A 25,367-nucleotide genomic window follows, 5' to 3' on the forward strand; every position below is an offset into this window, starting at 1 on the left:
GGGAACCGCTATTCGATATCACTACCTACTGCTCGCTGACCAGTCAGCGAGCGTAGAGAAGAGTTGCCAAGTCGAGAACCGCCACAGTCCTACCGGGAGAATTATCAATACTATTCGCTCTGGGATTTGTTCGAGAAGATTGCACAGGTGCTCCGAGAGCGGGAACGCTACCGGAAGCTCAAGAGGATGCATTCGAGTGTCCTCTCGACGATTCAATCGAACCTCCCGCCGACGGAGGAGCGACCGACTGCCGTCCGTGTCACGCTCAACGAGGACAACAGCGCCTTCTACACCTACCATCTCAATCGGCCCGGCTACTGGCTGGCCGACACCCGTCCGCTTGGGGCCAGAGACGCCTTCGCCCGACAGGAATGGTCGAGCCTCTGGGGTGAAGTCGGCTACGAGGCCATGCTCGAAGCCGACCCGGACGTGATTCTCCACCTCTGGAGCATGTCCTCGAAACACGATTTGAGCGAGGTACGAAACCGCATCACGAACAAGCCGGCCGGACGGAAACTCGCCGCCATCCGAAACGACCGTCTCTATCCGTCCGGGATGCGCTATCAGGGACCGATCATGAACCTCTTCCAGCTGGAGATGACCGCAAAACAGCTCTACCCCGACCAGTTCGGCGAGTGGCCCGACTACACGAGCGGCAATCCGTATCCGGAGATTCCCGCCGACGACCAGCTGTTCGACCGCGGGAGGCTCGCACGCATCATCAACGGCACCGCGTAACGTTGCACCTGTTTAGGCGAGCCGAAACCGGAAGGCTTTAACCTCTTTTCGGCGAGCCTAAATCCACATGCGACGACGACGCTTCCTGACCGGTGCGACGGCGACGGTCGGTGCGCTGCTGGCCGGTTGTGCCGGCGGCGGGAACGCGACTGACGGCAACAGTAGCGAGACGACTGCTGCGGGTTCGGGGGCGGACACCGACTCGACGACGGCGAGCGGAACCGATACGGGTGGTTCCTACAGCGTCTCGATGGCCCCGATGGGTGAGGTCACCTTCGAGGGCGTCCCGCAGACGTGGGTGGCGAACAACGGCAGTTGGGCGGACATGGGCGCTGCGCTCGGCGTCGAGCCGCCGAAGGCGCTCTGGCTGCCCGAGCGCTACCACACCCAGTATTACGACGACATCCCCGGTCTCTCGGTGGACACATCCGGGATGACGCGCCTGTTCGGCGACGGCGGTGGCGTGAGCAAGGAAGCGTACTACCAACTCGGCGGCGACATCCACGTCCAGGACCCGAACTTCCTGTTGAATCGCGCCAAGGGCTGGAAGCAGGCCGACATCGACGAAATCACCCAGAACGTCGCCCCGTTTTTCGCCAACAGCATCTTCTCGCGTCAGTACGGCTGGCACGAGAGCTATCGGTACTACACCCTCTACGAGGCCTTCGGCAAACTCGCACGGGTGTTCAAACGGCAGGGCCGCTACGAGGCGTTCAGTGCGCTCCACGAGGAGATGCAGTCACAACTGTCGGGTATCGTCCCGCCGAATGACAAACGTCCCGCGGTCGCCATCCTGTGGGCTTCGGGCAACCAGCCCGATTCGTTCCTGCCCTATCTCATCAACAAGGGGACGAGCTTCAAGCAGTGGCGCGACCTCAAGGTTCGGGACGCGCTCGCCGAGACCAGCGTGAAGGACTTCCACAGCTCGCGCGCGTCAATCGACTTCGAGACGCTGCTCGAAATCGACCCCGAGATACTGCTCCTGCGCGGTCACGAGGACCAGACCGCCAAACAGTTCCAGAACACGGTGGTGCAGTTCCTCCAAAACCACGAGGTCGCCAGCGCGCTGACCGCCGTCAAGAACGGCGATGTCTATCGCGGTGGGCCGCTCTATCAGGGACCGATTGCGAACCTCGTGCTGACCGAACGCGCCGCGCAGCAGGTCTATGGCGTCTCGAAGGAACTCTTCGACCGCCGTCGCGTCGGCAACATCGTACAAGGGAAGACGTCGTGACCAGTCCCCTCTGATATGGCCGGCAACGAACACCCCAACGCCACCGTCGACTCTGACCGTCGTTTCGCGTGGGTCGATGGTTCGCTCGTGACGCTCTGTCTCGCCAGCCTCGCCATCGTCGTACTCGCCGGTCTCGTGCAGGTGAGCTTCGGCGCGTACTCGATGTCGATCACACAGGCGTGGGCTGCGGTGTTCAACCCCGACGTCATCCTCAATCCGAACGCGCTGTCGGCGTTCCTGCTCGGCGGCGAAATCCCCGAGATGGGACGACGAAGCCTCATCGTCTGGAACATCCGCCTTCCCCGAGTGCTGGTCGGCGCGTTCGTCGGGATGAACCTCGCCGTCTCGGGGGCCATCTTTCAGGCCGTCACCAGAAACGAACTCGCCAGCCCCTTCATCCTGGGCGTGAGTTCGGGCGCGGGACTCGCCATCCTGCTCACGCTCGTCGTTTTCTCCAGTTTCAGCGCGTTCGTCCCGCTGTTCGCCGCCGTCGGCGGCGCGATTGCGTTTCTCATCGTCTACGCCATCGCGTGGCAGGGCGGGACCTCCCCTGTCAGACTGGTGCTCGCTGGCGTCATCGTCGATATGGTCTTTCGCTCGCTCCAACAGGGACTCTTCTTCTTCGCCGACGACCTCGGGGTGGTCCAGGAGGCGCTCGCGTGGACGACCGGCTCGCTGACCGGCACCGACTGGGCACAGGTCAGGATAATCCTTCCGTGGACGATAGTCGCCGTCGGCTTGGCGCTCATCGGCGCTCGCCAGCTCAACGTCCTGCTCCTCGGCGAACAGACGGCGAGGTCGCTCGGCATGAGTGTCGAGCGCGTTCGGTTCGCGCTTGCCGCCGTCGCCATCGTCGCCGCCGCCGCGAGCGTCGCGGTCGCGGGTATCGTCGGGTTCGTCGGACTCATCGTTCCCCACATCGTGCGGACAATCGTCGGCAGCGACTACAAGCGGCTGGTCGTCGGCTGCGTGTTCGCCGGCCCGGCGCTGGTCGTCGCCGCCGACGTCGGTGCGCGCCTCGCGCTCAGCCCCGTCCAGATTCCTGTCGGCATCGTGACTGGTCTCGTCGGCGGCCCGTATTTCCTCTATCTCATGCGGAAAAAAGGCTCCATTGGCGAAATCTGACGACCCGCTGGCAACGGAAACGCTTATCCGCTTTAGGGTAGCCTAAATAGATATGAGGCCGACTCCTCCCGTCGTTCGGCCCGACACGACCTCGCCGGGACCGGGTGGCGAGCGGCTGAGCGGAGGTGAGCGCCGATGAACGATGACGAGCCGGTAGCCGACGGTGGAACGCTCATCGAACGGGGCGATTCGTCGAGACCGCTGGCAGGTGGGGGCGAATCGCCCGCCGAGAGCGACGAGCGCAACTGTGAGGTGGTCGCCGAGGAGCTGGTGCTCGGCTATTCGGGAGGTGAGCGACCGGTCATCGACGGCGAATCGGTGTCGATACCCAAAAATCGAGTGACGGCGCTCGTGGGTCCGAACGGGTCGGGCAAGAGCACGCTGCTTCGTGGACTGGCCAACCAACTCGAACCCGAGGCCGGCGTCGTCAGACTCGATGGGCGGGCGGTTCAGTCCCTCGAAAGCAAGGAACTCGCCCGGAAGCTCGGCTTGCTCGCACAGGAAAACGCCTCGCCAGCGAGCCTTTCGGTCGAAGACCTCGTCATGCACGGGCGCTATCCCCACCGTGGCGTCTTCGAGTCGCGCACCGAGGAGGACGAGGCGGCCGTCGAGCGCGCCCTCTCGCTCGCCGGCGTCGAGCACCTCCGCGACCGGGACCTCGGCGAGTTGAGCGGCGGCCAGAAACAGCTCGTGTGGATCGCGATGGTGCTCGCCCAAGAGACCGAGGTCCTCCTGTTGGACGAGCCGACGACGTTCCTCGACCTCCACCATCAACTCGAAGTGATGGACATCATCGAGCGGCTGCGGACCGACAGCGACGTGACTGTGGTACTCGTCCTCCACGACATCAATCAGGCCGCCCGGTACGCCGAGTACATGCTCGCACTCGATGACGGCGACATCTACGCGCGCGGCCCGCCGGACGAAATCGTCACCGAGGGTCTCCTGCGGGAGGTGTTCGGCGTTTCGGCGACCGTCGAACCGGGGGCGCGCGGCCCGCGAATCACGCCCCATCGTGCGGTTCACGACGACCAGTCGGACTCGATGGGCTAAGGGACGGTTTTTATCCCCGGACGCGGTGGATTTATCATGCACGTCAGCACCGCCGTCGTCGAGCGTCTGCGAGCGAACGGTATCGATACCGTCTTCGGGATTCCCGGCAAGCAGTCGCTCCCGCTGAACGACGGCATCGACCGTGCGGCGGACGTCCGATACGTCGTCGCGCGCCACGAGACCGCCGTTACCCAGCAGGCGTGGGGCTACGCCGAGACGAGCGGCCGACCGGCGGCGACCATCGTCGTTCCCGGTCCGGGTGACATGAACGCGATGAACGGGCTGAAGAACGCCAAAAACGACTGTACGCCCCTTCTCCACATCGCCATCGAGACCGAACCCGAACGCCGCGGCGGCGACGCCATCCACGAGACGCCGCCGGACACCTACGACAACGTCGTGAAGGAGAATCTGCTGGTCGAAACACCCGAGGCGGCCGCCGCCGAACTCGACCGCGCGATTGCGGTCGCGGAGACGCCACCGAAAGGTCCGGTGCGAGTCGGCATCCCGAAAAATTTCCTCACACAGGACGTGGCGGTTGCGTCGCCGGGCGAGTACGACACCACGTCCATCACTCGGCCCGACGATGTCGCCGAGGCGGCCGGGGTGCTCGACGGGGCGGACAAGCCAATCATCGTCGTCGGCGGTGGCGTCAGAGCTTCGGGGGCCACCGCGAAACTCGAATCGGTCGCCGAGACCCTGAGCGCGCCGGTCGTGACGACCTACAAGGGAAAGGGCGTCGTAAGTGGGGACCATCCGCTCCGGCTGGGGACGCTCTCGGGCAGCGCCAGCCCGGAACTCGAAGACCGGCTCGATACGGCGGACGCCGCGCTCGTCGTCGGCTCGGACCTCGATGCCGTCGCCACCCGGAATTTCTCGGCACCGCTGCCCGACGACCTCATCCACGTCACGCTCGACGCGAACGACATCGGCACCGGCTACAGTCCCACTGTTGCCATCGTCGCCGATGCACGTGCGACCCTCGACGCGCTGGCGAGCAATCTCGATGGGGATGCGGCGGGCTGGGACGGAGCCGAAGAAGTCGCAGCCGTCAGGAGTGCCTACGACGAGCGCATCGCCGACCTCTGCGACCGTGAACCGCCGACATCGGTCGCCTGCCTCCGAGCGATTCGCCGCGCGATTCCCGACGAAACCGTCGTGAGCGCCGACGCGGGCGGTTTCCGAGTGTGGGCGCTCAACGTCTTCGAGGCCTGCGGCCCGCGCCGCTACGTCAACCCCGGCTCGTGGGCGACGATGGGCACGGGGCTGCCCGCCGCCATCGGCGCGCAGTTGGCCAATCCCGAAAAACCAGTGCTGGCGCTCTGTGGCGACGGCGGGCTGATGATGGCGGTCCACGAACTCCACACCGCCGTCGCGGAGGACCTCCCGATAACCGTCGTGGTGTTCAACAACGACGACTACGCCATCATCAGCGAGGAGGCCGAACGGAGCTACGGTCTCGAATCGGGAGCCTACGGCTGGCCATCGGCCGCTATCGACTTTCCGACTGTCGCCGAGGGGATGGGCATGACCGCCCTGCGGGCCGAGGACGTGGCGGACCTCGAAGAGCGCGTTGCCGAGGCCGTTGCGCGCGACGAGCCAGTGTTGGTCGAAGTTCGCACGGACTCCGATGAGCCACAGGCGAGCGCGTTCATGGAGGGACGATGACCGGCGAAGCACGCGAGGCCGACGGAGACGACGGACCGCTCGATGGCCTCACGGTGTTGGATGCCTCGCGCGTGCTCGCCGGGCCGTTCTGTACGATGCAGTTGGGCGACCTCGGTGCGGAGGTCATCAAGGTCGAGCGCCCACACACCGGCGACCAGACGCGGAGCTGGCAGCCACCGAGCTACGGCGATTCTGACGAAAGCGCATATTACATGAGTATCAATCGGAACAAGCGCTCGATTGCGCTGAACCTCGCCGCCGAAGAGGGTCGTGAGGTGTTCCGCACGCTCGCCCGCGAGGCCGACGTGCTCGTCGAGAACTTCCGGGTGGGGAAGATGGACGACTGGAACCTCGGCTACGCGGACCTCCACGAGGGAAATCCAAATCTCGTCTACTGTTCGATTTCGGGCTACGGCGAGTGGGGTCCCGACAGCCACCGCCCGGCCTACGACATCATCATGCAGGCGGAGGGCGGGCTGATGAGCATCACCGGTGAGGAAGGCCGGACACCCGTCCGCGTCGGCGTCGCCATCGCCGACATCGGCGCGGGGATGTACGCCACACAAGGGATTCTGGCGGCGCTGCTCGAACGCGAACTCGGGAGTACGGAAGGGCAGAAAATCGATATCAGCCTGTTCGACGGGCAGGTAGCGTGGATGACGTACATGGCGTCGAACTACTTCGCCACCGGGGACCCACCCACGAGGATGGGCAGCAAACATCCGACGATTGTGCCGTATCAGGCCTTCGAAACCGCAGACGGTTACGTCGTCGTCGCGGTCGGTTCGGAGAACCTCTGGGCGAACTTCTGTGCGGCGCTCGACCGCGAGGACCTGACCGACGATACCCGATTCGCAACCAACGAAGACCGGGTGGCGAATCGGGAGGCGCTCGATTCCCTGCTGGCCGACGAGCTCGTCGAGTACGCGACCGACGAGCTGCTCGCCCTGTTCGACGAGTACGACGTGCCCGCGAGCGACGTCCACGACATGGCCGACGTCTTCGAGACGCCACAGGTGCAGGCACGCGATATGCACCGGGAAATCGAGCACCCCACTGCAGGGACCGTCGCAATGCCGGGCAGCCCGATGCACTTCTCGGGGACGCCGACGACGATACGCCACTACCCGCCTCGCCTCGGCGAGCACACTACGGAACTGCTCGCCGAGGCGGGCTACGACGATGCGACGATTCGAGCGTTGATCGACGCCGATGCCGTCGCACCGTTCGACGATTAGCCAAGCGAACCCTCGTTGACGGCGAATTCGAGCGCGTTGATGAGGTAGTGAGCGACGACCACCACGAGCAGGCTCCCGGTCACGATGAACGCGCTCGCGAGCACGAACCCCAGCCCGCCGGTGACGACCATGCCGAGCGCGCCCTGTGCGCCGTGGCCGAGCGCAAAGGCTACCGACGAGAGCAGGGCCAGAAGCCACGGCGAGAGCGAAAAGCCGGTCGAGAACGCGCCGACGAGTGCCGCCCGGAAGAGGAACTCCTCGAAGACGGCGATGGTGGGCAAGACGACGGCGAGGAGGACGACCCACCCCACCATCGAATCGGGTGCGAGCGACTCGCGCAGTCCGTCGGGTACCTCGATACCGACCGCTTCGGCCGCGCGCGAGCCGAGTTCGTTGACGAGATACAGTCCGATGCCGAGCGCGCCCCCGACGGCGAGTTCTCCCAGCCAGTTCGCCGGCGTCGCGCCGAGTGCCGAGAGCGGAATCCGGGCATACCACGCGCTACCGAGCAGCACGACGAGAAACAGTCCCTGCGAGAGCGCGACGTTTGCAAGCAGTAGCCCGGTCGACAGCGATGCCGGTTCGCCCTCCGGGTGGCGTGCTGGCTCCGGGCGCTCGGACGCATCCGTTTGTGTTTCCGCGACGGTCTCGCGGCTCGTCACCTGCGAAACGCGCGCGAGCGCGAGCAAGAGGAAAACAACGAGGGCGGTCAGCCCCGCGAAGACCGCCCACCGGGCCACTATTGGGGGCTGGGGCTGCCGGTGCCCTGTTGGCCGACCTGTCGGTCGAGCGCCTGTCCGGTAATGGATTTCAGGCGCTCGACCAGCCCGTCCTTCTCGCCCTCACCAGCAAGAGCGACTTCGAGCACCTCGCTGATGTGCGAGACCGGAATGACCTCTATCTGGTCCTTGTACTCGTCTTCGATCATCACGTCCTGTTCGTTCGCGGCCGGGATGATGACCCGTTCGAGACCGGCTTTGGCTGCGGCCTCGATCTTGTGGGTCACGCCACCGACGGGCAGCACGTCACCCCGGACCGACAGCGAGCCGGTCATGGCGAGGTTCTGGTCCACAGGGACATCCTCCAGCGCACTGATGACCGCGGCGGCTACCGTGATGGAGGCCGAGTCGCCGTCGACGCCCTGCTGACCGGTTTGGACGAACTGGATGTGGATGTCCTTCTCCGAGATGTTCTCGTCGGAGAACTTCTTGATGATGGCCGACACGTTTTGCACGGCCTCCTCGGCCATCTCCTTGAGCTGGCCGGTGGCGATGACCCCACCGGGACCCTGCGAAGGCGTGACCTCGGCCATCACCGGGAGGACGATACCCGAATCCTCACCCATCACGGCGAGTCCGTTGATGCGGCCGACGACGTCACCCTGTGCGACGGTCATCTCGTAGTCCTTGCGGCGCTCGATGAACGTATCGGCGAGCTGCTGTTCGATGGAGCGCGAGCGGTTTTTCGCCTCCAAGACGTCCTCGCGTTCGGTGAACTCCTTGTCGGCTGCGCGGGCGATGTCGCCCGCCACGCGCACAAGCCCACCGAGGTCGCGCATCTTGAGCGTCAGATGTCCCTTCCGGCCCGCACGGCGCTGGGCTTCGAGGATCATCTCCTCGACGGCCTCGCGCGTGAAGTGTGGCAGCCGGCCGTCCTTGTCGACCTCTTGGGCGACGAATCTCGCGTATTTGCGGCGCATCTCCGGCTCGTCCTCGATGGTGTCGTCCATGTACACCTCGTAGCCGTAGCCCTTGATGCGCGAGCGCAGCGCCGGATGCATGTTCTCCATCGCGTCGAGGTTCCCGGCGGCGACCATGACGAAGTCCGTGGGGACGGGTTCGGTCTGGACCATCGCGCCCGAGGAGCGCTCGGACTGGCCAGTAATCGAGAACTCCCCCTCCTGAATCGCCGTCATCAGTTTCTGCTGGGAGCGGATGTCGAGCGTGTTGATCTCGTCGAGGAACAGCACGCCCTTGTTGGCCTCGTGAATCGCGCCCGACTCGACGCGGTCGTGGCTCGGCGTTTCCATCCCACCCGACTGGAACGGGTCGTGGCGGACGTCGCCGAGCAGCGCGCCGGCGTGGGCACCCGTCGCGTCCTTGAATGGCGCGGTCTGCGTATCGGACGAATCGATGAGCAGGTTCGGAATCATCGCGTCGGTACTTTGCGAACTGTATTTGAACGCGATGTAGATGACGCCGGCCGCCAGAATCCCGAGGAGCACCTGCTGGGCGAAGATGAGCGAGTAGCCCAGCACGATGGCGATGATGATCCACATCAGGAACTGGCGCATCTGGTTGCGCTTTTGGGCTTCCTCCTTGTGGGCCTCGATTATCTGTTTGCCCTTTCCCCCTGGTACGGTGCGGACTTTCGGCTCGTTGCCGTCGTCGGGATTGTGATAGACGAGGACGTCTTGCAGGTCCTCTTTGGGCAGGAGCTGGCTCATCGCCTTCGCCAGCATCGACTTCCCGGTACCGGGCGTGCCGATCATCATGACGTGGCGGCGTTGCTTTGCGGCTTTCATCACCACGTCGCGGGCGTGGTCCTGACCGATGACCTGGTCGACGAGTCGCTCCGGAATCTCGATGTCGGCGGTCGATTCGATATCCAGCCCGCCGAGCAGGTCGTCCTCTTGGCCCTCGATGATGGCTTCCTCGGCGACGTCGCTGCCGAGTTCCTCCCCTGACGGCACGTTCGTCTCGGCCCCCGATTCCGCGTCCGAGTCGACCTCGGACTCGGTCGGGAACGCGTCGTCGGTGTCGGTGTCGTTGCTCATATGACTGTCTCTAACAGTAGGGAAGAGGGCACGTTTACTGATATACTTTCTCCCCTCCGATGCCAACCACGCGGTGCCAAAACCACTGGCATGAGGTCCTCTGAGCTGCAATTCGTCGCTCGCCGCCGACCGAACGGATTTATATATGTGCGGGGCGCGGGTACGGACATGACGCGGGGGTTTTACATCGGTCGCTTCCAGCCCTACCACGACGGCCACCACCACATGGTCGAACGCATCGCCGGCGAGGTCGACGAACTCGTCCTCGGCATCGGCAGCGCCGACGACTCACACACGCGCCACGATCCCTTCACTGCCGGCGAGCGTATCATGATGATAACAAAAGCGCTCGAAGGCGCTGAACTGGTCATCTATCCGGTGCCCATCGAGGACCTCGACAGGAACGCCGTCTGGGTGTCTCACGTCCAGAGCATGTCGCCGGCGTTCGACATCGCCTACTCGAACAATCCCTTGGTGATTCAGCTGTTCTCGGAGGCGGGCGTCGAGGTGCGCCAGTCGCCGATGTTCGAACGCGAGAAGCTGGAGGGAACCGAAATCCGCGAGCGCATGATAGACGACGAGGGCTGGGAGGAACTCCTCCCGAGCGCCGTCGTCGATATCGTCGAGGAGATCGACGGCATCGAGCGCCTCCAGCGGGTGAGCGAGACCGACGGTGCCCCCGACCGCCGACCGCACCGCTCGGACACCGCCGACCCCGAATAGCATGCTCACGCTGAGTTCCGATTTCGGTACGCCCTACCCGGCCGCCATGAAGGGCGTGCTCCTCTCGAAGACGGACGCGCGACTGGTCGACGTCAGCCATGACTTTCCCCGACAGGATGTCCGCACGGCGGCGTTCTGGCTGCGGGAGGTCCTGCCGTACTTTCCCTCCAGTGTGCATCTCGTCGTGGTCGACCCCGGCGTCGGTACCGACCGCGCGGCGCTCGTCGTGCGCGCGGGCGACCACGCTTTCGTGGGACCGGATAACGGTGTGCTCGTCCCGGCGGCCCGGCGACTCGCCGATGGCGGCGACATCGCAGCGTTCGCAATCGAGGACGGCGACGCCGAAAGCTCGACGTTTCACGGACGAGACGTGTTCGCCCCGGCGGCCGCCGCCGTCCACGAGGCGGGTATCGAGAACATCGCGGACCTCGACCGCTGTACGCCCGTCGATGACATCGAGGAATTTCGTTTTTCCGACCCCGAGTACCGAGACGACGCGATTGCGGGCGAGGTGCTCGTCGTCGATGGGTTCGGCAACGCCATCACGAACGTTCCGGGACGGGTGCTGAAGGGGCGATTCGGCGGCACGGTCGCAGTGAACGGCGAATCGATACGGGTCGCGCGGTCGTACGCTCACGTCGAACCCGGCGAACGGCTCGTCACGGTTGGGAGTCACGAAAACGTGGAACTCGCGGTCAATCGCGGCCGTGGCGAGCGCGATTTCGGTGTCGCGGTGGGCGATACCGTTCGGTTGTCGTTCGAGTGAGCAGCGCTCGCGGACGCAAAAATCGAGGGTGCTGTGTCAGTTGTCCGCGGAGATGACGTCGTCGATGCGGGCGATCATCGTCGCGGCCTCGGTCGCGCTCTCGACCGCCTCGTGTTTCACAGCAACGGGATCGAACACGCCGGCCTCGACGGGGTCAGCGACGGTTCCTGTCTGTCCCTCGCTGGTGATGCCGGCCCGCCCTTCGCTGTCGTGGCGGCTTCGCAGCTCGACGAGGGCGTCGATGGCGTCCATGCCGGTGTTCTCGGCGAGCGTGCGCGGGAGCACGTCGACCGCATCGGCGAAGGCCTCGACGGCGAGCTGACGACGCCCCTCGATGCTCGCGGCTTGGTCGCGGATGTGGGCGGCGATGGCGACCTCGCTTGCCCCGCCGCCGGGGACCACCCCGCCCGAATCGAGCGCGGCGGTCACGACGTCGAGCCCGTCGTGGAGCGCCCGTTCGAGTTCGTCGGTGACGTGTTCGGTGCCGCCGCGGGCGAAGACCGTCACGGACTCGGCGGCCGCGCCGCCCTCGATGAAGACGAGGTCGTCCTCGGCGAAGGACTCGACGCTGACGCGCTCGGCGTTGCCCAGATCGTCCGTTTCGAGGTCGTCGATGGCCCCGACGCGGCTCGCGCCGGTGGCCTGCGTGATTGATTTGGCCTCGTCATCATCGACGCTCTCGAAGGCCAGCACGCCCTCTTCCGCGAGGTAGGCGGCCGCGCGGTCGTCGATGCTCTCGGTGACGAAGGCCACGTCGACATCGAGGTCGGCGAGTGTGTCGGCATACTGCTTGAATTGACCTTCCTCGGCGTCGATGGCGGCGTTCAACTGATCGACGCTCTGGACATCGTATTCGGCATCGACGTTCGATTCGCGGATATCGAACTCGACGTCGAGCACCGCAATCGAGGCGTCCTCCACAGTCGTCGGCATGTCCTCGCGGACCGGCTCCTCCTCGGAGATGACGCCCTCGACCAGCTCGGTGGCGCTCGAACTCGCGCCCGTCTGGGTGCGGACGGTGATGTCGTTGCGCGCCACGCCGTCGCCCTCGACCTGTCGAATCCCCTCGACAACCGTGTCGGCGAGCGCTTCGGCACCGACGTCGCCGGTGCCCTTGCCGGTCATCGAGGTCTTGGCGACGCCCCGGAGGAGTTCGTCGTCGACCGTCTCGTCGAGCACGAGGTCGTCGACGGCCTCGTGGGCGAGCTGTGCGGCCTCGTGATAGCCCTCGACGATGGTGGTCGGGTGTACGTCGTCGTCGAGGAGGTTTTCTGCCTTGGCGAGCAGTTGACCGGCGAGGACCGCCGCCGTGGTCGTCCCGTCGCCGACCTCGTCCTCCTGGGTCTCGGCGACCTCGACGATCATCTGAGCGGCGGGATGCTCGATGTCCATCTCGCCGAGGATGGTCGCGCCGTCGTTGGTGATGACGACGTCGCCGGCGTCCGAGACGAGCATCTTGTCCATGCCTCGCGGGCCGAGGGTCGTCCGGACGGACTCCGAGACGGCCTTGCCGGCCGCGATGTTCGAACTCTGTGCGTCCTTTCCTCGTGTGCGCTCCGAATCGTCGCTCAGGATGAACATCGGCTGTCCACCCATGCGCTGTTGCTGTGCCATAATGGATTCCTCACCAGTGGGTCGTTTGCGGTTCTATATAAAAGCTGCTACTCGGAATCGGAGAAGCGCCGGACGCGAGCGGTACGCTCTGGCACACGTCGACCGACGCGAGCGCTTATCACTCGACGAATCAGCGCCAGTCGTAGACTGCGACCGCGCGGTCCGACCGCGAGGAGAGCCCGTTCGGGTTGCGTCGGTCGCGTGAGCGCCAGCGCGCGGCCAGTCCCGAGCCGTTCCCGTGAAAACTGCCCGAGAGGACGTCCCGGCCGTTTCCGACCCAGTTCGTCGGAGTCGCCTCGCCGCGGACGACGCCAGCAAAGCCCGCGAGGGCGTCCCGACCCGCATGCGAGAAGAGTCGTCGGGCGGTCGTCGGCCGAAACCCATAGTTTTTGACGAGGCGATAGGCGAGCGCGCGGTACTTCCAGTGCCAGTCGTGCTCGGTCCGGCCGCCGTCCGAGATCGCTCGCGGGACGGACGCCACGTCGCGCTCGACGCCATCGCCGACGGCCATCCCCTCGTCCCAGCGGACGCCGTACTCGCGCGCGGCGAGTCGATGGGCGAGGTCGCGCGCACCACCCGTCACGAGGTACTCGTCGAACCCGTCGGCATCCGCGAGTGCCGCGCGGGTGAACGCCACGTTCGAGCCGTCGAAGTAGGTCACTTCCCGCCCCGCGATGGTCCGCGATTCGGGCGCGCTCTCCTCGTTCCCGCGCCGTGTCGGTCCGGTGACGGCACCGACCCGCTCGCCGTCGCGTGGCGGATACCCCTCGGCGACGGTGTGCGCACGACCGCCGGCACGGCTACCGGCGTCGAAGCCCGCCGCGAGCGCGTCCACCCAGCCCGGTTCGATTGTTTTGTCGTAGCCGACGAACGCGACGTGTTCGCCGGTCGCGTGTTCGATACCGGCGTTGCGCGCCACGTTGAGGTTGCGGGCGGCGACCTCGACGAGGACGTCGACGTCCGTGCGCTCGCGGACCATCCCCGTGGTGCCGTCCGCGGAGGGGCCGTTCACCACCACGACCTCGCTCTCGGGGGTCGTCGCGGCGAGCGCGTCGAGACACGCCGCGAGCTGTGTCCGACCGTTGAGCGTCGGCACGACCACCGAGAGCTGCATACCGAGTCGGTAGACCGGCTCGGCATAAAAACCCACCTTTTGCTACGGTCGCTCGTTCGCCTCCGGCTCTCTCGCTCCCTCGCAAAACCTGGACCAAAAGCCTCGTCACCTCCTTCGGAGGTTCCTCGGCCCGCTCGCTCGCTTCGTTCGCTCACGGCACGACTGCTTGCCCACTCCGCGGCCACCACACACCTCCCCAGCCGATTCCTTCGCTCACTACGCTCGCTCAGTCGTCTCTCGCGCGGGTCACGCGTGGTTCGAGAGAGCTTCGCTCTCTCGTCATCACGAAAGGCGCTCGCGCCTTTCGAACGACTTCGCGCGTTCCCGCGCGCCACAGCACCCCACGATATGTCGACTACTCCTTGAGCCGCGTATCCCAGTACGAGACCGACGCCACGTACTCGCCGACCGGCGACTCGATGACGGCCTCGTCGAGTTCGCGCACGCGGTTGGCCATCACGTCAGGGAGTTGCCGGTAGAGTCCGTACGGGAAGAAGAAATCGTGTTCCTCGCCGGCCAGTTGCAGCCCAGCGCCGTCGAGCAGCTGCTCGATTTCGACGCGGGCGTACAGCCGCGACCCCATCGGGAGCAGCCAGTTGTAGATGCTGCGGGTGCTGAACCGCCGGAAGGTGTCGAAGACGACCTGCTCGCGCGCGACGCGGCGCATCTCGGCGAGGAACGAGGCAGGGGTGTCGGCGAGATGGAAAAACCGCATCGCGATCACGGTCTCGAAGTGGTCGTCGGGAAAGGGCAGTCGGGCGGCGTCGCCGCGCATGAATTCGAGGTGGTCGGCGACGCCAGCCGCGTGGGATTTCTTGCGACCCTCCTGCAACATGGCGGGCGAGATGTCGAGTCCCACGATGTCCGCGCCGCGCTGGGCGAGCATCGTCGTGAATCGGCCCGTCCCGCAGGCGATTTCGAGGACGTGTTTGTCCTCGACGGGTCCGACTGCCGAGAGCACGGCCTCCTTCTCGCGCTCGTCGATGAGTCGCCCCCCATCGGAAAAGCGCTTCGAGTCGTATTCCTCGGCGACCTCGGCGGTCTGATACCACTCCTGTCCCTTCACGCTACCGGCGGTTTTCCGCCGAGGAATAAAACCGTACGGATATACGGCGCTATCCCTGCCCGGCGGCGACCGCCGCGGGCCGGATGCGAATCTGGACCCGTGCGCCCTCCTCGTCGTCGAGACCGGGATACTCCTCGACGTCCATGTAGCGCCGAGCGAGGGCGTTGATGTGCTCGACCGCACCCTCCTCGGTGAGTTCGTCGACCTCACCGCGAACCGAGACGAACCGATAGGGGTTCTCGGGGTCGACCATCGAGAGGCTCACCTTCGGGTTTCGACTCACGTTCTTCTCCTTTCGCCGGCCGCGGGCGGTGTTGACGAGCACGCGATTGGCATCGACGTCGTAATCGACCCATACCGGCGTCACCTGTGGCGTGCCATCGGGCATCATCGTGGCGAAGTGTGCGAACGTCTCGCGCTCGAAGAGGTCGTGGTACTCCTCGGGTATCGATTCCATATCCCCACCAGACCGGCCACGGGAAAAGCGGTTGTGCCGTGAAATATAAGGACGTATGTATTCACTCATGCGATGATAGTATACATTCGCATACATGGGCAAGTTTTACCACGGCGTATCGGCGAGGAGTGGATATGAGTGCTACCACGGACCGCTCACAGCCCGACGACCCGCTCAGCGAGACCGAGTTCCGCGAACGTCTGCGCGAACTACCACCGAGCGCGAAGCTCGTCGCCAAGGTGCTCGAATCCGAGACGCCGCTCTCACAGGGCCAGCTCGCCGACGAATCGCTCCTGCCCGATAGAACCGTGCGCTACGCGCTCAACAGGCTCGAAGACGACGACCTCGTCGGCTCGCGCTACAGCTTCCGCGACGCGAGAAAGCAGGTCTACTTCCTGAACCAGTAACCGTTCTTTTCACCCGCGACCGACGTTTGCCGGTGTGAACCCGACGCAAATCCCCGTTTCTGTGAGGACGGCCGCACCCGGCGGCGAGACGAACACCTATCTCATCGGGCACGAGCACGCGCTGCTCGTCGACCCGGCGGCAGAAACACCACCGCTCGATGGGGCGCTCGACGACGTCGAACACCTGCTCGTGACCCACACCCATCCCGACCACGTGGGCGGCGTCGCCGCCTACGCCGACCGCGCGACCGTCTGGGCGCGCGCCGGCTACGAGGAACGTTTCGAGCGCGCGACCGGCGTTTCCCCGGACCGGCTGTTCGGGCCGGGAACCCGCATCGAGACCGACGATGGAACCGTCGAGGTGCTCGCAACGCCGGGGCACGCACCCGACCACGTCGCGCTCACCGCCGATGGAGGGATGCTGGTCGGTGACCTCGCGGTCGCGGAGGGCAGCGTCGTCGTGGGGAGTGACGACGGGGATATGCGTGGCTATCTCACCGCACTCCGCCGGCTCCACGCCCGGAATCCGACGCGGCTGTATCCGGGCCACGGCCCGGTCATCGACGAACCTCGGGGTGTGGTGGAACGACTGATTTCCCACCGATTGCGCCGCGAGCGGGCGGTGCTGCGGGCGGTACGCGAGGGCGCGCGGACGGTCGCTGCGATAACAGACAGAGCTTACGGGAAGGACCTCTCGGGAGTACGAAAACTGGCCGAGCGCACGGTCGAAGCCCACCTCGAAAAGCTCGCCGTCGAGGGGCGAGTCGAATGGGACGGCGAGCGCGCGAGTATCTGACGACGGCCTTTTTGCGGGGCGGACACGAGTGAGGCTGTGAGCTTCGAGGACGAACTCGCCCGTGCGCGCGACCTCGATACGGGGATGCTGGCCGACGCCATCGAGGACATCGGCTTCGAGTGTACGCGCTGTGGGGCCTGCTGCAAGGCGGCGGAGAGTGCGGACGGACGCGAAGAGCACACCGCGACGGTGTTCCCCGACGAGGTGCGCGAGTTGCAGGACACCACCGACTACGACTGGAGAGATGTCGCCCGGCCGATGCCCTATGGATTGAATGACGGCCCGGATGGTGTGGAGGGCGAGACCTTCGAGTGGGCGCTCGAAACCGATGGCTGCGGCGATTGCACCTTCTACGCCGAGGAAGACGGCGTCGGGGCGTGTACCGTCCACGAGGACCGACCGCTCATCTGCCGGACCTATCCGTTCAGCGTCGCGCTCGATGGGACGAATCAGCCGATGGGCGAGGCAGTCGACCGAGTGGGAAGCGTGCGCGCCCACGAGTGTGAGGGTCTCGGGCGCGACATGGGTCGGGACGACGCCGAGGAGCTGGCCGGTGCGCTCAAAGAGCGGGCGATTCGGGAACTCGAAGAGGCCATCGCCGTCAGCGAGCGCTACGAACCCACGAATCCCGATATCGGCGAAGTCGTCGTCCACGACTCCGAGGGCGCGAAACGCCCGGACGGAACGTCGATTGACGACTAGCTGCCGGCCGCGCCAGCGGTGCGGTTGGCGGTTGCGGCAGCGGCGGTGTGGCTGCGGTTCCTTGGCGGATGAAGGGCGAGCGAACGGAGTGAGCGAGGGCTTCCGCGGTGCTGTGCGGTTTGCAGGGCGGTTGCGGAGAGTGTCGGCATCCGCGCGAACGAAGCGAGCGCGGTTCACGAGAGACGCTTCGCGTCTCTCTGGCTCTCGCTCACTCCCTGCGGTCGTTCACGAGAACACCGCTCGCGCGGTTTGCGAGCGGGAGTTTTCACCGTAGCTTTTTGCAAGGGGTTGAGCGCGCCGGAGGCGCGCGATTCCCGCAGTAAAAAGGTACTACTGTTCGATGATTTCGCCCACCGCGAAGTTCGATTTCACCTCGGTGACTTCGACCTTGACGCGCTCGCCGATCTCGGCACCGGGGACGATGATGACGTAGCCACGTTCGACGCGGGCGATGCCGTCGCCCTGTTTGCCGATGTCCTCGACCTCGACGTAGCGCATCTCGCCGATGTCCACCGGTGGCTGTGGCTCCGAGGAGGGCGTGCTCGGCCGCGAGCGCGAGCTGCTCGCTTCCTCGGTCGGTTCGCGCGAGACGAGCGCCACCCGATAGGTCTCGCCCGGCTCTATCGAACCGGTCTCGACCTCGCGGCGCGGCACCTCGACGGTGTAGGTGTCCTCGGATTCGGTGACGTCGGCGTTGAACAGACACAGGAGCTTATCAGAGATTTCCATCACGTAGTCCTCCATCCCGGTTACTGTGGCCGAGAAATAAAGACCTACCGCCCGCTCGCGTCGTACCCATCCATACTACTCGCCGATTCGAACGGACGCTGACGGGTGACTGTGGGATGGCTGGACTCGTGAAAACAGACGAAATCGGCCGACAGCGCACGAATTACCCTATCACACCAAACTCACTATGTGTGGCGCTTGCGTTGGACCAGGTATGGCCGCACGCACCGCGACGATGCCAGCACTCAGCGAGAAACAGCGCCGCATTCTCGACTATCTCCGCGAGCACGCCGACACGCAGACCTACTTCAAATCCCGGCTCATCGGCGATGCGCTCGGGCTATCCCCGAAGGAGGTCGGGACGAACATGAACGCCATCCGGAACATGGACGGAGTGCTCTCGGTCGAGAAGTGGGGGTACTCCTCCAGCACGACGTGGAAGGTTACCCAGTAGTCACGACTCGACGCTGATGAGTCGGTCGGCCTCGCGGGCGAACTCGACCGCTGCGGCGTCGAAGGAGTCGGCATACCCCACCAGCAGCGTCAACAGGCGTTCCGGGCGCACGAGCGTGTAGCCGCCCTCGCGTTCGAGCAGGCCCGCCGTGTCGAGGTCGGCGGCGTGTTTGCTCACCGTCGGCCGCGACACCCCCAGCTTGGTGGCGAGCTCGCTCGCACTCGGTTCGCTGTCCCGCAGTAACGCGATGACCATTCCCCGTGGCGTCTCGCGGCGGAGGAAGCCGAGGGCGACTCGCTCGAAGTCGTCGAACTCGCGGGCCGGGAAGTACCGTCGATAATCACCGTCGCGGTGGCTCTCGACCGTTCCCTGCCGTTCGAGTCGCTTGAGGTGGTGTTGGGTCTCGCCGGTGGCCAGTTCGAGGTCGTCGCGGATCTTCGAGAAGTGTGCGCCCGGCGTGGCCGCGAGATAGCCCGCGATGGACTCCCGAACCTCGCTGTCGTCCTCGGCGAGGCTGGCGAACGGTCCGACCGCCCCCAGCGCGGCGACTCGCCGGAGCGTCGCCCGCCGTTCCTCATCGACCTCGCGGTCGCCCATTGCTCACCATGCGGGAAACGACCGTAAAACCCCTTCGGCCCGACTCAGTTCGTCTCCGGTTCGAGTTCGCCCTCGTCCTCGTCCGTGACCGATGGTCCCTCCATCGATTTGCTGCCCTCGATGCTCTCGTCGGCGTCCATCTCGGCGATGACTTCGTCGGGGTCTTGGATATCAGTGGTCGCTTCACCGGTCTTGATGGCTTCGGCCTCCTGTTCCATCTCCTCAACGTCGAGTTCGGCCTCCTGGTCGATGTTGCCGATGATCTCGTCGATGTCGTCGAGACCGATGAGTTCGCGCGTCTCCTCGTCGAAGTCCAGACTGTCGAGGTCCTGACCGTCCTCCTTGACGTCGCTGCCGGTCAGATGTTTGCCGTACCGGCCGAGCATTGAGGAGAGTTCCTGTGGCAGGACGAACGTCGTCGACTCGCCCTGACCGATGGATTCGAGCGTCTCCATTCCCTTGTCGATGACCGCGCGCTCGCCCATCGACTCGGCTGATTTCGCTCTCAACACTGTCGAAACCGCATCACCCTGCGCTTCGAGTATCTGGCTCTGCTTTTCACCCTGTGCGCGGATGATGTTCGATTGTTTCTCACCTTCGGCGCTCTCGACGGCGCTGCGGCGTTCACCCTGTGCTTCGAGGATCATCGCCCGGCGTTTGCGTTCGGCGCTCGTCTGTTGTTCCATCGCCTGCTGGACGTCCGCCGAGGGGTTGACTTCCCGTACTTCGACCGATTCGACGCGGACGCCCCACTCGTCGGTCGGCTCGTCCAGGTCCTTCCGGATGCGGCCGTTGATCTCCTGGCGCTTGCTCAGCGTGTCGTCCAAGTCCATGTCACCCAAGACTGCCCGCAGCGTCGTCTGGGCGAGGTTCGAGACCGCGCGTTTGTAGTCATCGACTTCGAGGAAGGCCTTCTTCGCGTCCATCACCTTGATGTAGACCACCGCGTCCGCCGTCACCGGTGAATTGTCGCGCGTGATGGCTTCCTGTCGGGGAACGTCGAGGGTCTGGGTCCGCATATCGAACGGGTAGGTCTTGTTGACGAAGGGTGGCACGAAGTTGATGCCGGGTTCGAGGAGCTTGCGGTAGTCGCCCAATACTGTCAGCGCGCGCTTCTCGTAGGCGTTGACGATTTCGATGGCGCTGTAGACGGTGATTATCGCAAGCGCCAGGACCAACAACACCACGATGGCAGGGGCGAACGCGAGGGCCTGTAGCGGAACGAGTGTCATCTATCTTGAGTTCGGATGTTGGGAACATAAGACTTCGGCCGAGAGTCAGGCGGTTTCGCGTTCGGGGTCGTCGGTTTCGCGGCCGCGGGCGAGCGCGCGGTCGATGTCGTCCTCCACAGTCGAAAGCGCCTCGACGGTGAGGACGTTGCCGCCGCCGGGGTCGGTCACCATCACGGGTTCGCCTTCGGGAATCTCGCCGTCGAGCGCGCGGGCGCTGTAGTAGGGGTTGAACCCGCCCGCATCGAGTTTCACCTCGCCACCAGTGCGGGTTACGCGCTCGGTCACGTGTCCAGTTTTACCCTTGAGGGCGGCCGAATCGCTCGTCTTGCCGGCTCCTTTCCCGCCATAGAGGTCGAGTTCGCGGTAGCCATAGAAGGCTCCCGCGCCGCTTGCGAGCACGAGCACCGAGAGGACGACCGCGAGCACGACCGGCCCGAGAAAACTCCCGAGGACCAGCCCGACCAGTCCGGCGAACAGCAGCGCGACCCCGAGCACGACGAAGTGCGCGCCGGGCGCGAGCGCCTCGGCACCCATCAATCCGAGACCGGCGACGACGAGCACCAGCGGCAGCTGCTCCAAGAGGAGGTCGGCCATCTGGAGGACCGGGGCGGCCGAAAGCGAGCCACCGAGTGCCAGCGTCATGGTCATCCGTTAGCCCGCAGCGGGATTAACTGTTGGGTGTGTTATACTGTCGGACAGAAATGCGTGAAGGTCGGATTTCGAGAATCCACGACAACGAGAGAATTTTCGTGTAGCGGGTTCTCGATCAGTTCTGTCCGACAGTATTAGATACCGAGGACGACCACCAGCGCGATGGCGATGCCGACCAACACGAAGACAGCGTTCTCGAACGAGGGCGAGCCCGGTTCGAGGTCGCCCGGACCGCCCTCGCCGAAGACATCGGTCGCGCGTCCTTCGTCCGTACTCTCGTCGCCGTCCTCGAAGTCCTCGACGGCGTATTTCCAATCGTCCGCCATACCCGTTCGTCGGTTTCCAGCCGGAAATGGCTGCCGCCGCCTCAACGAATTTTGGTCCCAGGGGGGCTGTCGCCGTGGGTCCTCAGCAGGTCCGCTTCGTCGCCAGCGGCGAGCACCATTCCGTTACTTTCGACGCCGAACAGTTCCGTCTTCTCGATGTTCGCCAACACGACCACCCGCTCTCCCGCCAAACCGTCGAGGTCGTGCAGTTGCTTGATGCCGGCGACGATTTGCCGGGTTTCGACACCGAGATCGACCTCAAGTCGCGCGAGGTCGTCCGCGCCGTCGATACCCTCGGCGGTGAGGACTTTCCCTACCCGAATATCGAGGTCTTGAAACTCATCGAAGCCGATGCGCTCGTCGACGAGCGCTTCGTGGTCGGCGTGCTCGCCCCCGGCGGTGTCGTCCCCATCGCCCCCCTCGCCGTCGCTCGCGGCGGCGATCTGTGCTTCTAGCTTCTCGTTCAGCTCCGCGACGCGTTCGTCGTCGATGCGCTCGAACGGCTCCTCGGGAGCGTCGAATTCCACGGGCGGTGCGTCGAGCGCCGCATCGAGGGCGACATCGTGGACCGACCCACCCTCGTCGAGTTGGCTCCAGAGCCGTGCGGCCATGCCGGGCATCACGGGTTCGGCGAGCACCGTGACGGCCTTCGAGAGCTGCACGCAGTCGCAGATGACCTGTGCGCGCTCTGGGTCCTCGGCGTTCCACGGCTCGTGGCGCTGGATGTACTCGTTGCCGAACCCCGCGAGCTCGACGGCCGCGTTGGCGACCGCCCGCACGGAGTAGTCGTTGACGCCATCTCGGAAGTCGTCCATCGCGTCCTCGATGCGCTCGCGCACCTCCTCGCTCACCTCGCCGTCGGGCGTTCCTCCATAATTGCGGTGGGCAAAGAGCAGCGACCGATAGAGGAAGTTGCCCACCGTGCCGACGAGTTCGCCGTTGACCCGCTCGGCGAACCGTTCCCACGAGAAGTCGATGTCCTGCTGGAAGCCGCTTCCAGTCATGATGTAGTAGCGATAGAGGTCGGTGTCGAACCCCTCGTCGAGGTAGTCGTCGACCCAGACCGCACGGTTCCGGCTGGTGGAAAACCCCTTGCCGTCGAGGTTGACGAACCCGCTTGCGAGTACCGCCCGCGGCTCCTGATAGTCAACTCCCCGAAGCATTGCGGGCCAGAACACGGTGTGATGCTGGATGATGTCCCGTCCGATGACGTGAACCAACTCGCCGTCGTCTTGCCACGCCTGCTCCCAGTCGAACTCCTCGCTGCCGACGCGCTCGGTGTACTGTTTCGTACTCGACACGTACTCGATTGGCGCATCGACCCACACGTACAACACGAGGTCCTCTTCGCCGGGATACTCGATGCCCCAATCCAGATCACGGGTGATGCACCAGTCCTGTAGCTCGCCCTCGATCCACTCGCGGGGCTGGTTCTTCGCGTTCGCCGTCCCCTCCATCCGGTCGATGAATTCGCCCAAGTAGTCCTGAAACTCCGAGAGGCGCAGGAACTTGTGCTCGCGGGTGCGGTATTCGGCCGGGTTGCCCGTGATGGCGCTCGTGGGGTCTTCGATTTCGCCGGGTTCGAGATGGCGGCCACAGCCCTCGTCGCACTCGTCGCCGCGAGCGCGTGCGCCACAGTACGGACAGGTCCCCTCGACGTATCTATCGGGAAGAGGTTGGTCCTCTGCGGGGTCCCACGCGACCTCGATTTCTTGCTCGTAGATGTACCCGCCATCGTCGAGTTCGCGGACGAACTGCTGGGTGAGCTCGACGTTCGTGTCCTCGGCCGTGTGGCCGTAGTTGTCGAACTCGACATCGAACTTCGGGAAGGTCTTCCGGTATTTCTCGTGGTGGCGCAGCGCGAACTCCTCGGGCGTGACGCCCTCCTCCCAGGCGTTGACCGCCACAGGAGTGCCGTGCATGTCAGACCCCGAGACGAACGCCGTCCGTTGGCCGAGTGTTTCGAGTGCGCGCGCGAAGGCGTCGCCGCCGACGTAGGTCCTGAGGTGGCCCACGTGCAGGTCGCCGTTGGCGTACGGCAGCCCGCAGGTGACGACCGCCGGGTTCTCGGTGGGGAACTCCTCGTGGCTCATACCCCTCGATATCGTGATGCGGGCCTAAAGCCCGCCGCTTTCCGTCGGTGAGCAGTTCCGTTGGCGGGTCAGATGCCGAACAGCGAGAAAAACGGCGCGAGCACGCCCGCGACGAGCAACAGCCGGCCCATGCTACCGACGAAGGTGGCGGCGGCGAACTTCACGTAGTTCTCTTCGAGGACGGTGAAGGCATAGATCGAGAGCGTATCGGGAAAAAACGGGACCATCAGCGCGAGTGCGAGCCCGATGTAGCCGTACTCGCGGGCAATCTGGACGGTTCGGCGCTCGGACCACTCGACGATGTCGAACCGGGAGTCGCGGAGGCGGTCGATAACTGGTCCGGACTGGCGTTTGGCTTCGTGGCCGATTCGAAAGGCGACGACGCTGCCGGCGGCCTTTGCGGCACCGCTGACGAGTACGATGAGCGCGAGGTCGACGATTTCGGGCAGGCCGAGGTTCAGGGGTGCGGCGAGGACGATCTCGCTCGGCAGCGGCAGGACGATAGCGATGAGAAACGAGTACGCCGCGATGATGACCAATCCGAGGGGACCCGTCGCGGTCTCGACGGCGCTTTCGATTCCACCCAGTTGGAGCGGTGTGGACAGGAACGCGGCCGTCGAGCACGTAGCGACTGCCGAGGAGGGGAGCGTCACGACCGCCGATGGTCGCGTCCGCCTTCTAAGTGTTACCGTACTCGGTCGAGGTCGTCGAGGAACGATTCGAGGACCTCACGGGTGACGTGTGGCATGCAGACCACACGCAGCTCGTTTGTTCCGGTGCGTGAAATCCGCCATCCCCTCCCTCTGAGCGCGTCGAACTCCCCGCCAGGAACGTCAACGGCGACCAGCGGCAGTTCGGGGTCGACGACCGAATAGTCGCGCGCTTCGAGTTCGGTGGCGAGCCAGTCGGCGTTCGCCTGCCCGCGCGCCGCCTGCTCGCGGTAGCCATCGGGCCACAGGGCGTCCAGCGCGACACGAGCACTCGCCACGCCCGCCCCGCTGCGCGTGCCCGTCAGCGTCGCCTGCGAGCGCGATTCGAGGTATGGTGTTTCGACGGCGAGCGCATCGAGCAATTCACCTTTCCGCGCGAGCAATCCGCCCGCCGGCACGACCGCCCGCCCTAACTTGTGCGGGTCGATGGTCATCGTGTCGATAGGTGCATGGGCGAAGTTCCACTCGTGGTCGGTGAAGGGCAGGTGAAAGCCGCCCCACGCCGCATCGACGTGACAGAGCGCCCCGGCCTCCTCGGCGAGCGTCGCAATCGCTGGAATCGGGTCCACACGCCCGTATTCGGTGCTGCCGGCGACGCCGACGACCGCGACCGTATCGGCGTCGGCGAGTTCGGCCATCGCCGTGACGTTCGCCCGGAGGTCGTCATCGAGCGGTGCGGTGCGGAGTTCGAGACCGAGCACGCCGGCGGCCTTGTGAAAACTGAAGTGGGCGCTTTCGGGCGCGACCACGTTCGGGTCATCCGTGTCGGCGCGATTGCGCGCGATGCGCAGCGCTTGGATGTTCGCCTCGCTCCCGCCGCTGGTGACGTATCCGGCTGGTTCTTCGAGTCCAGCGAGTTCGCCGAGCGTTTCGACGACGCTGCGCTCGATATCGGCGACCGTTTCGTAGGTAGCGGGGTCGCCGGGATTGGTCGCGAGAAAGCGTTCTGCGGCCGCCCGCGCGTCCGGATGTGGCTCCGTACACATCGAGGAGAGTACACGCGAGAAGTCCTGTGGCGTGGCCTGCTGCATGGTTATGACTGGAAGCCCACCGTACCCGTCGTGTCTCCTGTCCGGTATCGCGCGGTAGTGACCATCG

General features: G+C 65.2%; 25 protein-coding genes and 1 pseudogene. 12 read left to right on the plus strand and 14 right to left on the minus strand.

Going from position 1 to position 25,367, the window contains the following annotated elements; genetic code table 11:
* Positions 1 to 75: 75 nt before the first annotated feature.
* The 6 genes and pseudogenes from ACQUQO_RS05160 to ACQUQO_RS05185 form a co-directional block, all read left to right on the plus strand.
* A pseudogene (locus tag ACQUQO_RS05160) lies at positions 76 to 738 on the plus strand (ABC transporter substrate-binding protein); the annotation flags it as partial.
* Positions 739 to 805: 67 nt separating this feature from the next.
* Entirely contained in the window at positions 806 to 1,972 is a 1,167-nt protein-coding gene (locus ACQUQO_RS05165) for an ABC transporter substrate-binding protein (protein ID WP_435076894.1), read from the plus strand.
* A gap of 15 nt (positions 1,973 to 1,987) precedes the next feature.
* Positions 1,988 to 3,097, plus strand: coding sequence for a FecCD family ABC transporter permease (locus ACQUQO_RS05170; RefSeq protein ID WP_435076896.1), 1,110 nt, complete (start codon positions 1,988 to 1,990; stop codon positions 3,095 to 3,097).
* 135 nt (positions 3,098 to 3,232) lie between these two features.
* A complete protein-coding gene (locus tag ACQUQO_RS05175; RefSeq protein WP_435076897.1) occupies positions 3,233 to 4,150 on the plus strand; it encodes an ABC transporter ATP-binding protein in 918 nt (305 codons plus the stop codon).
* A 36-nt stretch (positions 4,151 to 4,186) separates the two neighbouring features.
* The gene (locus ACQUQO_RS05180; protein WP_435076898.1) at positions 4,187 to 5,818 is read left to right on the plus strand and encodes a thiamine pyrophosphate-binding protein; all 1,632 of its coding nucleotides are present in this window, start codon (positions 4,187 to 4,189) and stop codon (positions 5,816 to 5,818) included.
* A complete protein-coding gene (locus tag ACQUQO_RS05185; protein WP_435076899.1) occupies positions 5,815 to 7,056 on the plus strand; it encodes a CaiB/BaiF CoA transferase family protein in 1,242 nt (413 codons plus the stop codon). The genes ACQUQO_RS05180 and ACQUQO_RS05185 overlap by 4 nt, the downstream gene beginning before the upstream one ends.
* Here ACQUQO_RS05185 and ACQUQO_RS05190 read toward each other — a convergent pair.
* Together ACQUQO_RS05190 and lonB are read right to left on the minus strand one after the other, a co-directional pair.
* A complete protein-coding gene (locus tag ACQUQO_RS05190; RefSeq protein WP_435076900.1) occupies positions 7,053 to 7,796 on the minus strand; it encodes a CPBP family intramembrane glutamic endopeptidase in 744 nt (247 codons plus the stop codon). The genes ACQUQO_RS05185 and ACQUQO_RS05190 overlap by 4 nt on opposite strands.
* Positions 7,796 to 9,832, minus strand: a complete 2,037-nt coding sequence (gene lonB / locus ACQUQO_RS05195; protein WP_435076901.1) for an ATP-dependent protease LonB — start codon at positions 9,830 to 9,832, stop codon at positions 7,796 to 7,798. The genes ACQUQO_RS05190 and lonB overlap by 1 nt, the downstream gene beginning before the upstream one ends.
* 168 nt (positions 9,833 to 10,000) lie before the next feature.
* On the opposite strand from lonB, the gene ACQUQO_RS05200 reads away from it, so the two are divergent.
* Together ACQUQO_RS05200 and ACQUQO_RS05205 are read left to right on the plus strand one after the other, a co-directional pair.
* A complete protein-coding gene (locus ACQUQO_RS05200) occupies positions 10,001 to 10,555 on the plus strand; it encodes a nicotinamide-nucleotide adenylyltransferase (RefSeq protein ID WP_435076902.1) in 555 nt (184 codons plus the stop codon).
* 1 nt (position 10,556) lies between these two features.
* Positions 10,557 to 11,321, plus strand: a complete 765-nt coding sequence (locus ACQUQO_RS05205; RefSeq protein ID WP_435077110.1) for an SAM hydrolase/SAM-dependent halogenase family protein — start codon at positions 10,557 to 10,559, stop codon at positions 11,319 to 11,321.
* Positions 11,322 to 11,357: 36 nt separating this feature from the next.
* On the opposite strand, the gene thsA is transcribed toward ACQUQO_RS05205, so the two are convergent.
* From thsA to ACQUQO_RS05225, 4 genes are all read right to left on the minus strand, one after another.
* Positions 11,358 to 12,917 (minus strand): thermosome subunit alpha, encoded by a 1,560-nt coding sequence (gene thsA, locus ACQUQO_RS05210; RefSeq protein ID WP_435077111.1) that lies wholly within the window; start codon positions 12,915 to 12,917, stop codon positions 11,358 to 11,360.
* Positions 12,918 to 13,065: 148 nt separating this feature from the next.
* Positions 13,066 to 14,049 (minus strand): glycosyltransferase, encoded by a 984-nt coding sequence (locus ACQUQO_RS05215; RefSeq protein WP_435076904.1) that lies wholly within the window; start codon positions 14,047 to 14,049, stop codon positions 13,066 to 13,068.
* Positions 14,050 to 14,404: 355 nt separating this feature from the next.
* On the minus strand, positions 14,405 to 15,115 hold the full coding sequence (locus ACQUQO_RS05220; protein WP_435076905.1) for a class I SAM-dependent methyltransferase: 711 nt from the start codon (positions 15,113 to 15,115) through the stop codon (positions 14,405 to 14,407).
* 49 nt (positions 15,116 to 15,164) lie between these two features.
* A complete protein-coding gene (locus ACQUQO_RS05225; protein WP_435076906.1) occupies positions 15,165 to 15,572 on the minus strand; it encodes a pyridoxamine 5'-phosphate oxidase family protein in 408 nt (135 codons plus the stop codon).
* Between the two features lie 134 nt (positions 15,573 to 15,706).
* Here ACQUQO_RS05225 and ACQUQO_RS05230 point away from each other — a divergent pair, with 134 nt between their 5' ends.
* From ACQUQO_RS05230 to ACQUQO_RS05240, 3 genes are read left to right on the plus strand one after another with little or no spacing between them, the layout of a single operon-like run.
* On the plus strand, positions 15,707 to 15,979 hold the full coding sequence (locus ACQUQO_RS05230) for a MarR family transcriptional regulator (protein ID WP_435076907.1): 273 nt from the start codon (positions 15,707 to 15,709) through the stop codon (positions 15,977 to 15,979).
* A 34-nt stretch (positions 15,980 to 16,013) separates the two neighbouring features.
* A complete protein-coding gene (locus ACQUQO_RS05235) occupies positions 16,014 to 16,775 on the plus strand; it encodes an MBL fold metallo-hydrolase (protein WP_435076908.1) in 762 nt (253 codons plus the stop codon).
* 36 nt (positions 16,776 to 16,811) lie between these two features.
* Positions 16,812 to 17,477 (plus strand): YkgJ family cysteine cluster protein, encoded by a 666-nt coding sequence (locus ACQUQO_RS05240; protein ID WP_435076909.1) that lies wholly within the window; start codon positions 16,812 to 16,814, stop codon positions 17,475 to 17,477.
* Between the two features lie 330 nt (positions 17,478 to 17,807).
* Here ACQUQO_RS05240 and ACQUQO_RS05245 read toward each other — a convergent pair whose 3' ends face one another.
* Complete coding sequence (locus tag ACQUQO_RS05245; protein ID WP_435076910.1) at positions 17,808 to 18,206, minus strand: TRAM domain-containing protein; 399 nt, start codon at positions 18,204 to 18,206, stop codon at positions 17,808 to 17,810.
* Positions 18,207 to 18,420: 214 nt separating this feature from the next.
* Between ACQUQO_RS05245 and ACQUQO_RS05250 the strand changes: the two genes are divergently transcribed.
* On the plus strand, positions 18,421 to 18,660 hold the full coding sequence (locus ACQUQO_RS05250) for a DUF7123 family protein (protein WP_435076911.1): 240 nt from the start codon (positions 18,421 to 18,423) through the stop codon (positions 18,658 to 18,660).
* Here the strand turns inward: ACQUQO_RS05250 and ACQUQO_RS05255 are convergent, their stop codons facing one another.
* The 7 genes from ACQUQO_RS05255 to mfnA form a co-directional block, all read right to left on the minus strand.
* A complete protein-coding gene (locus ACQUQO_RS05255; protein WP_435076912.1) occupies positions 18,661 to 19,257 on the minus strand; it encodes a winged helix-turn-helix transcriptional regulator in 597 nt (198 codons plus the stop codon).
* Between the two features lie 44 nt (positions 19,258 to 19,301).
* Positions 19,302 to 20,489 carry an SPFH domain-containing protein gene (locus ACQUQO_RS05260; protein WP_435076913.1) on the minus strand — a complete coding sequence of 396 codons (1,188 nt, stop codon included), beginning with the start codon at positions 20,487 to 20,489 and terminating at the stop codon, positions 19,302 to 19,304.
* Positions 20,490 to 20,534: 45 nt separating this feature from the next.
* The gene (locus ACQUQO_RS05265) at positions 20,535 to 21,131 is read right to left on the minus strand and encodes an NfeD family protein (RefSeq protein WP_435076914.1); all 597 of its coding nucleotides are present in this window, start codon (positions 21,129 to 21,131) and stop codon (positions 20,535 to 20,537) included.
* Positions 21,132 to 21,274: 143 nt separating this feature from the next.
* Entirely contained in the window at positions 21,275 to 21,466 is a 192-nt protein-coding gene (locus tag ACQUQO_RS05270) for a DUF7312 domain-containing protein (protein ID WP_435076915.1), read from the minus strand.
* A gap of 41 nt (positions 21,467 to 21,507) precedes the next feature.
* The gene (gene metG / locus ACQUQO_RS05275; protein ID WP_435076916.1) at positions 21,508 to 23,559 is read right to left on the minus strand and encodes a methionine--tRNA ligase; all 2,052 of its coding nucleotides are present in this window, start codon (positions 23,557 to 23,559) and stop codon (positions 21,508 to 21,510) included.
* 68 nt (positions 23,560 to 23,627) lie between these two features.
* Entirely contained in the window at positions 23,628 to 24,164 is a 537-nt protein-coding gene (locus ACQUQO_RS05280) for a YqaA family protein (protein ID WP_435077112.1), read from the minus strand.
* 80 nt (positions 24,165 to 24,244) lie between these two features.
* On the minus strand, positions 24,245 to 25,300 hold the full coding sequence (mfnA, locus tag ACQUQO_RS05285; protein WP_435076917.1) for a tyrosine decarboxylase MfnA: 1,056 nt from the start codon (positions 25,298 to 25,300) through the stop codon (positions 24,245 to 24,247).
* Positions 25,301 to 25,367: the final 67 nt, after the last annotated feature.

The sequence above is a fragment of the Halococcus sp. AFM35 genome (genome assembly GCF_051195015.1).
GTDB lineage: Archaea > Halobacteriota > Halobacteria > Halobacteriales > Halococcaceae > Halococcus.

Coding starts and splice junctions, on each gene's coding strand:
- ACQUQO_RS05165 (WP_435076894.1), top strand. CDS start 806: ATGCGACGACGACGCTTCCTGACCGGTGCGACGGCGACGGTCGGTGCG.
- ACQUQO_RS05170 (WP_435076896.1), top strand. CDS start 1,988: ATGGCCGGCAACGAACACCCCAACGCCACCGTCGACTCTGACCGTCGT.
- ACQUQO_RS05175 (WP_435076897.1), top strand. CDS start 3,233: ATGAACGATGACGAGCCGGTAGCCGACGGTGGAACGCTCATCGAACGG.
- ACQUQO_RS05180 (WP_435076898.1), top strand. CDS start 4,187: ATGCACGTCAGCACCGCCGTCGTCGAGCGTCTGCGAGCGAACGGTATC.
- ACQUQO_RS05185 (WP_435076899.1), top strand. CDS start 5,815: ATGACCGGCGAAGCACGCGAGGCCGACGGAGACGACGGACCGCTCGAT.
- lonB (WP_435076901.1), bottom strand. CDS start 9,832: ATGAGCAACGACACCGACACCGACGACGCGTTCCCGACCGAGTCCGAG.
- ACQUQO_RS05200 (WP_435076902.1), top strand. CDS start 10,001: ATGACGCGGGGGTTTTACATCGGTCGCTTCCAGCCCTACCACGACGGC.
- ACQUQO_RS05205 (WP_435077110.1), top strand. CDS start 10,557: ATGCTCACGCTGAGTTCCGATTTCGGTACGCCCTACCCGGCCGCCATG.
- thsA (WP_435077111.1), bottom strand. CDS start 12,917: ATGGGTGGACAGCCGATGTTCATCCTGAGCGACGATTCGGAGCGCACA.
- ACQUQO_RS05215 (WP_435076904.1), bottom strand. CDS start 14,049: ATGCAGCTCTCGGTGGTCGTGCCGACGCTCAACGGTCGGACACAGCTC.
- ACQUQO_RS05225 (WP_435076906.1), bottom strand. CDS start 15,572: ATGGAATCGATACCCGAGGAGTACCACGACCTCTTCGAGCGCGAGACG.
- ACQUQO_RS05230 (WP_435076907.1), top strand. CDS start 15,707: ATGAGTGCTACCACGGACCGCTCACAGCCCGACGACCCGCTCAGCGAG.
- ACQUQO_RS05245 (WP_435076910.1), bottom strand. CDS start 18,206: ATGGAAATCTCTGATAAGCTCCTGTGTCTGTTCAACGCCGACGTCACC.
- ACQUQO_RS05250 (WP_435076911.1), top strand. CDS start 18,421: ATGGCCGCACGCACCGCGACGATGCCAGCACTCAGCGAGAAACAGCGC.
- ACQUQO_RS05255 (WP_435076912.1), bottom strand. CDS start 19,257: ATGGGCGACCGCGAGGTCGATGAGGAACGGCGGGCGACGCTCCGGCGA.
- ACQUQO_RS05260 (WP_435076913.1), bottom strand. CDS start 20,489: ATGACACTCGTTCCGCTACAGGCCCTCGCGTTCGCCCCTGCCATCGTG.
- ACQUQO_RS05265 (WP_435076914.1), bottom strand. CDS start 21,131: ATGACGCTGGCACTCGGTGGCTCGCTTTCGGCCGCCCCGGTCCTCCAG.
- ACQUQO_RS05270 (WP_435076915.1), bottom strand. CDS start 21,466: ATGGCGGACGATTGGAAATACGCCGTCGAGGACTTCGAGGACGGCGAC.
- metG (WP_435076916.1), bottom strand. CDS start 23,559: ATGAGCCACGAGGAGTTCCCCACCGAGAACCCGGCGGTCGTCACCTGC.
- mfnA (WP_435076917.1), bottom strand. CDS start 25,300: ATGCAGCAGGCCACGCCACAGGACTTCTCGCGTGTACTCTCCTCGATG.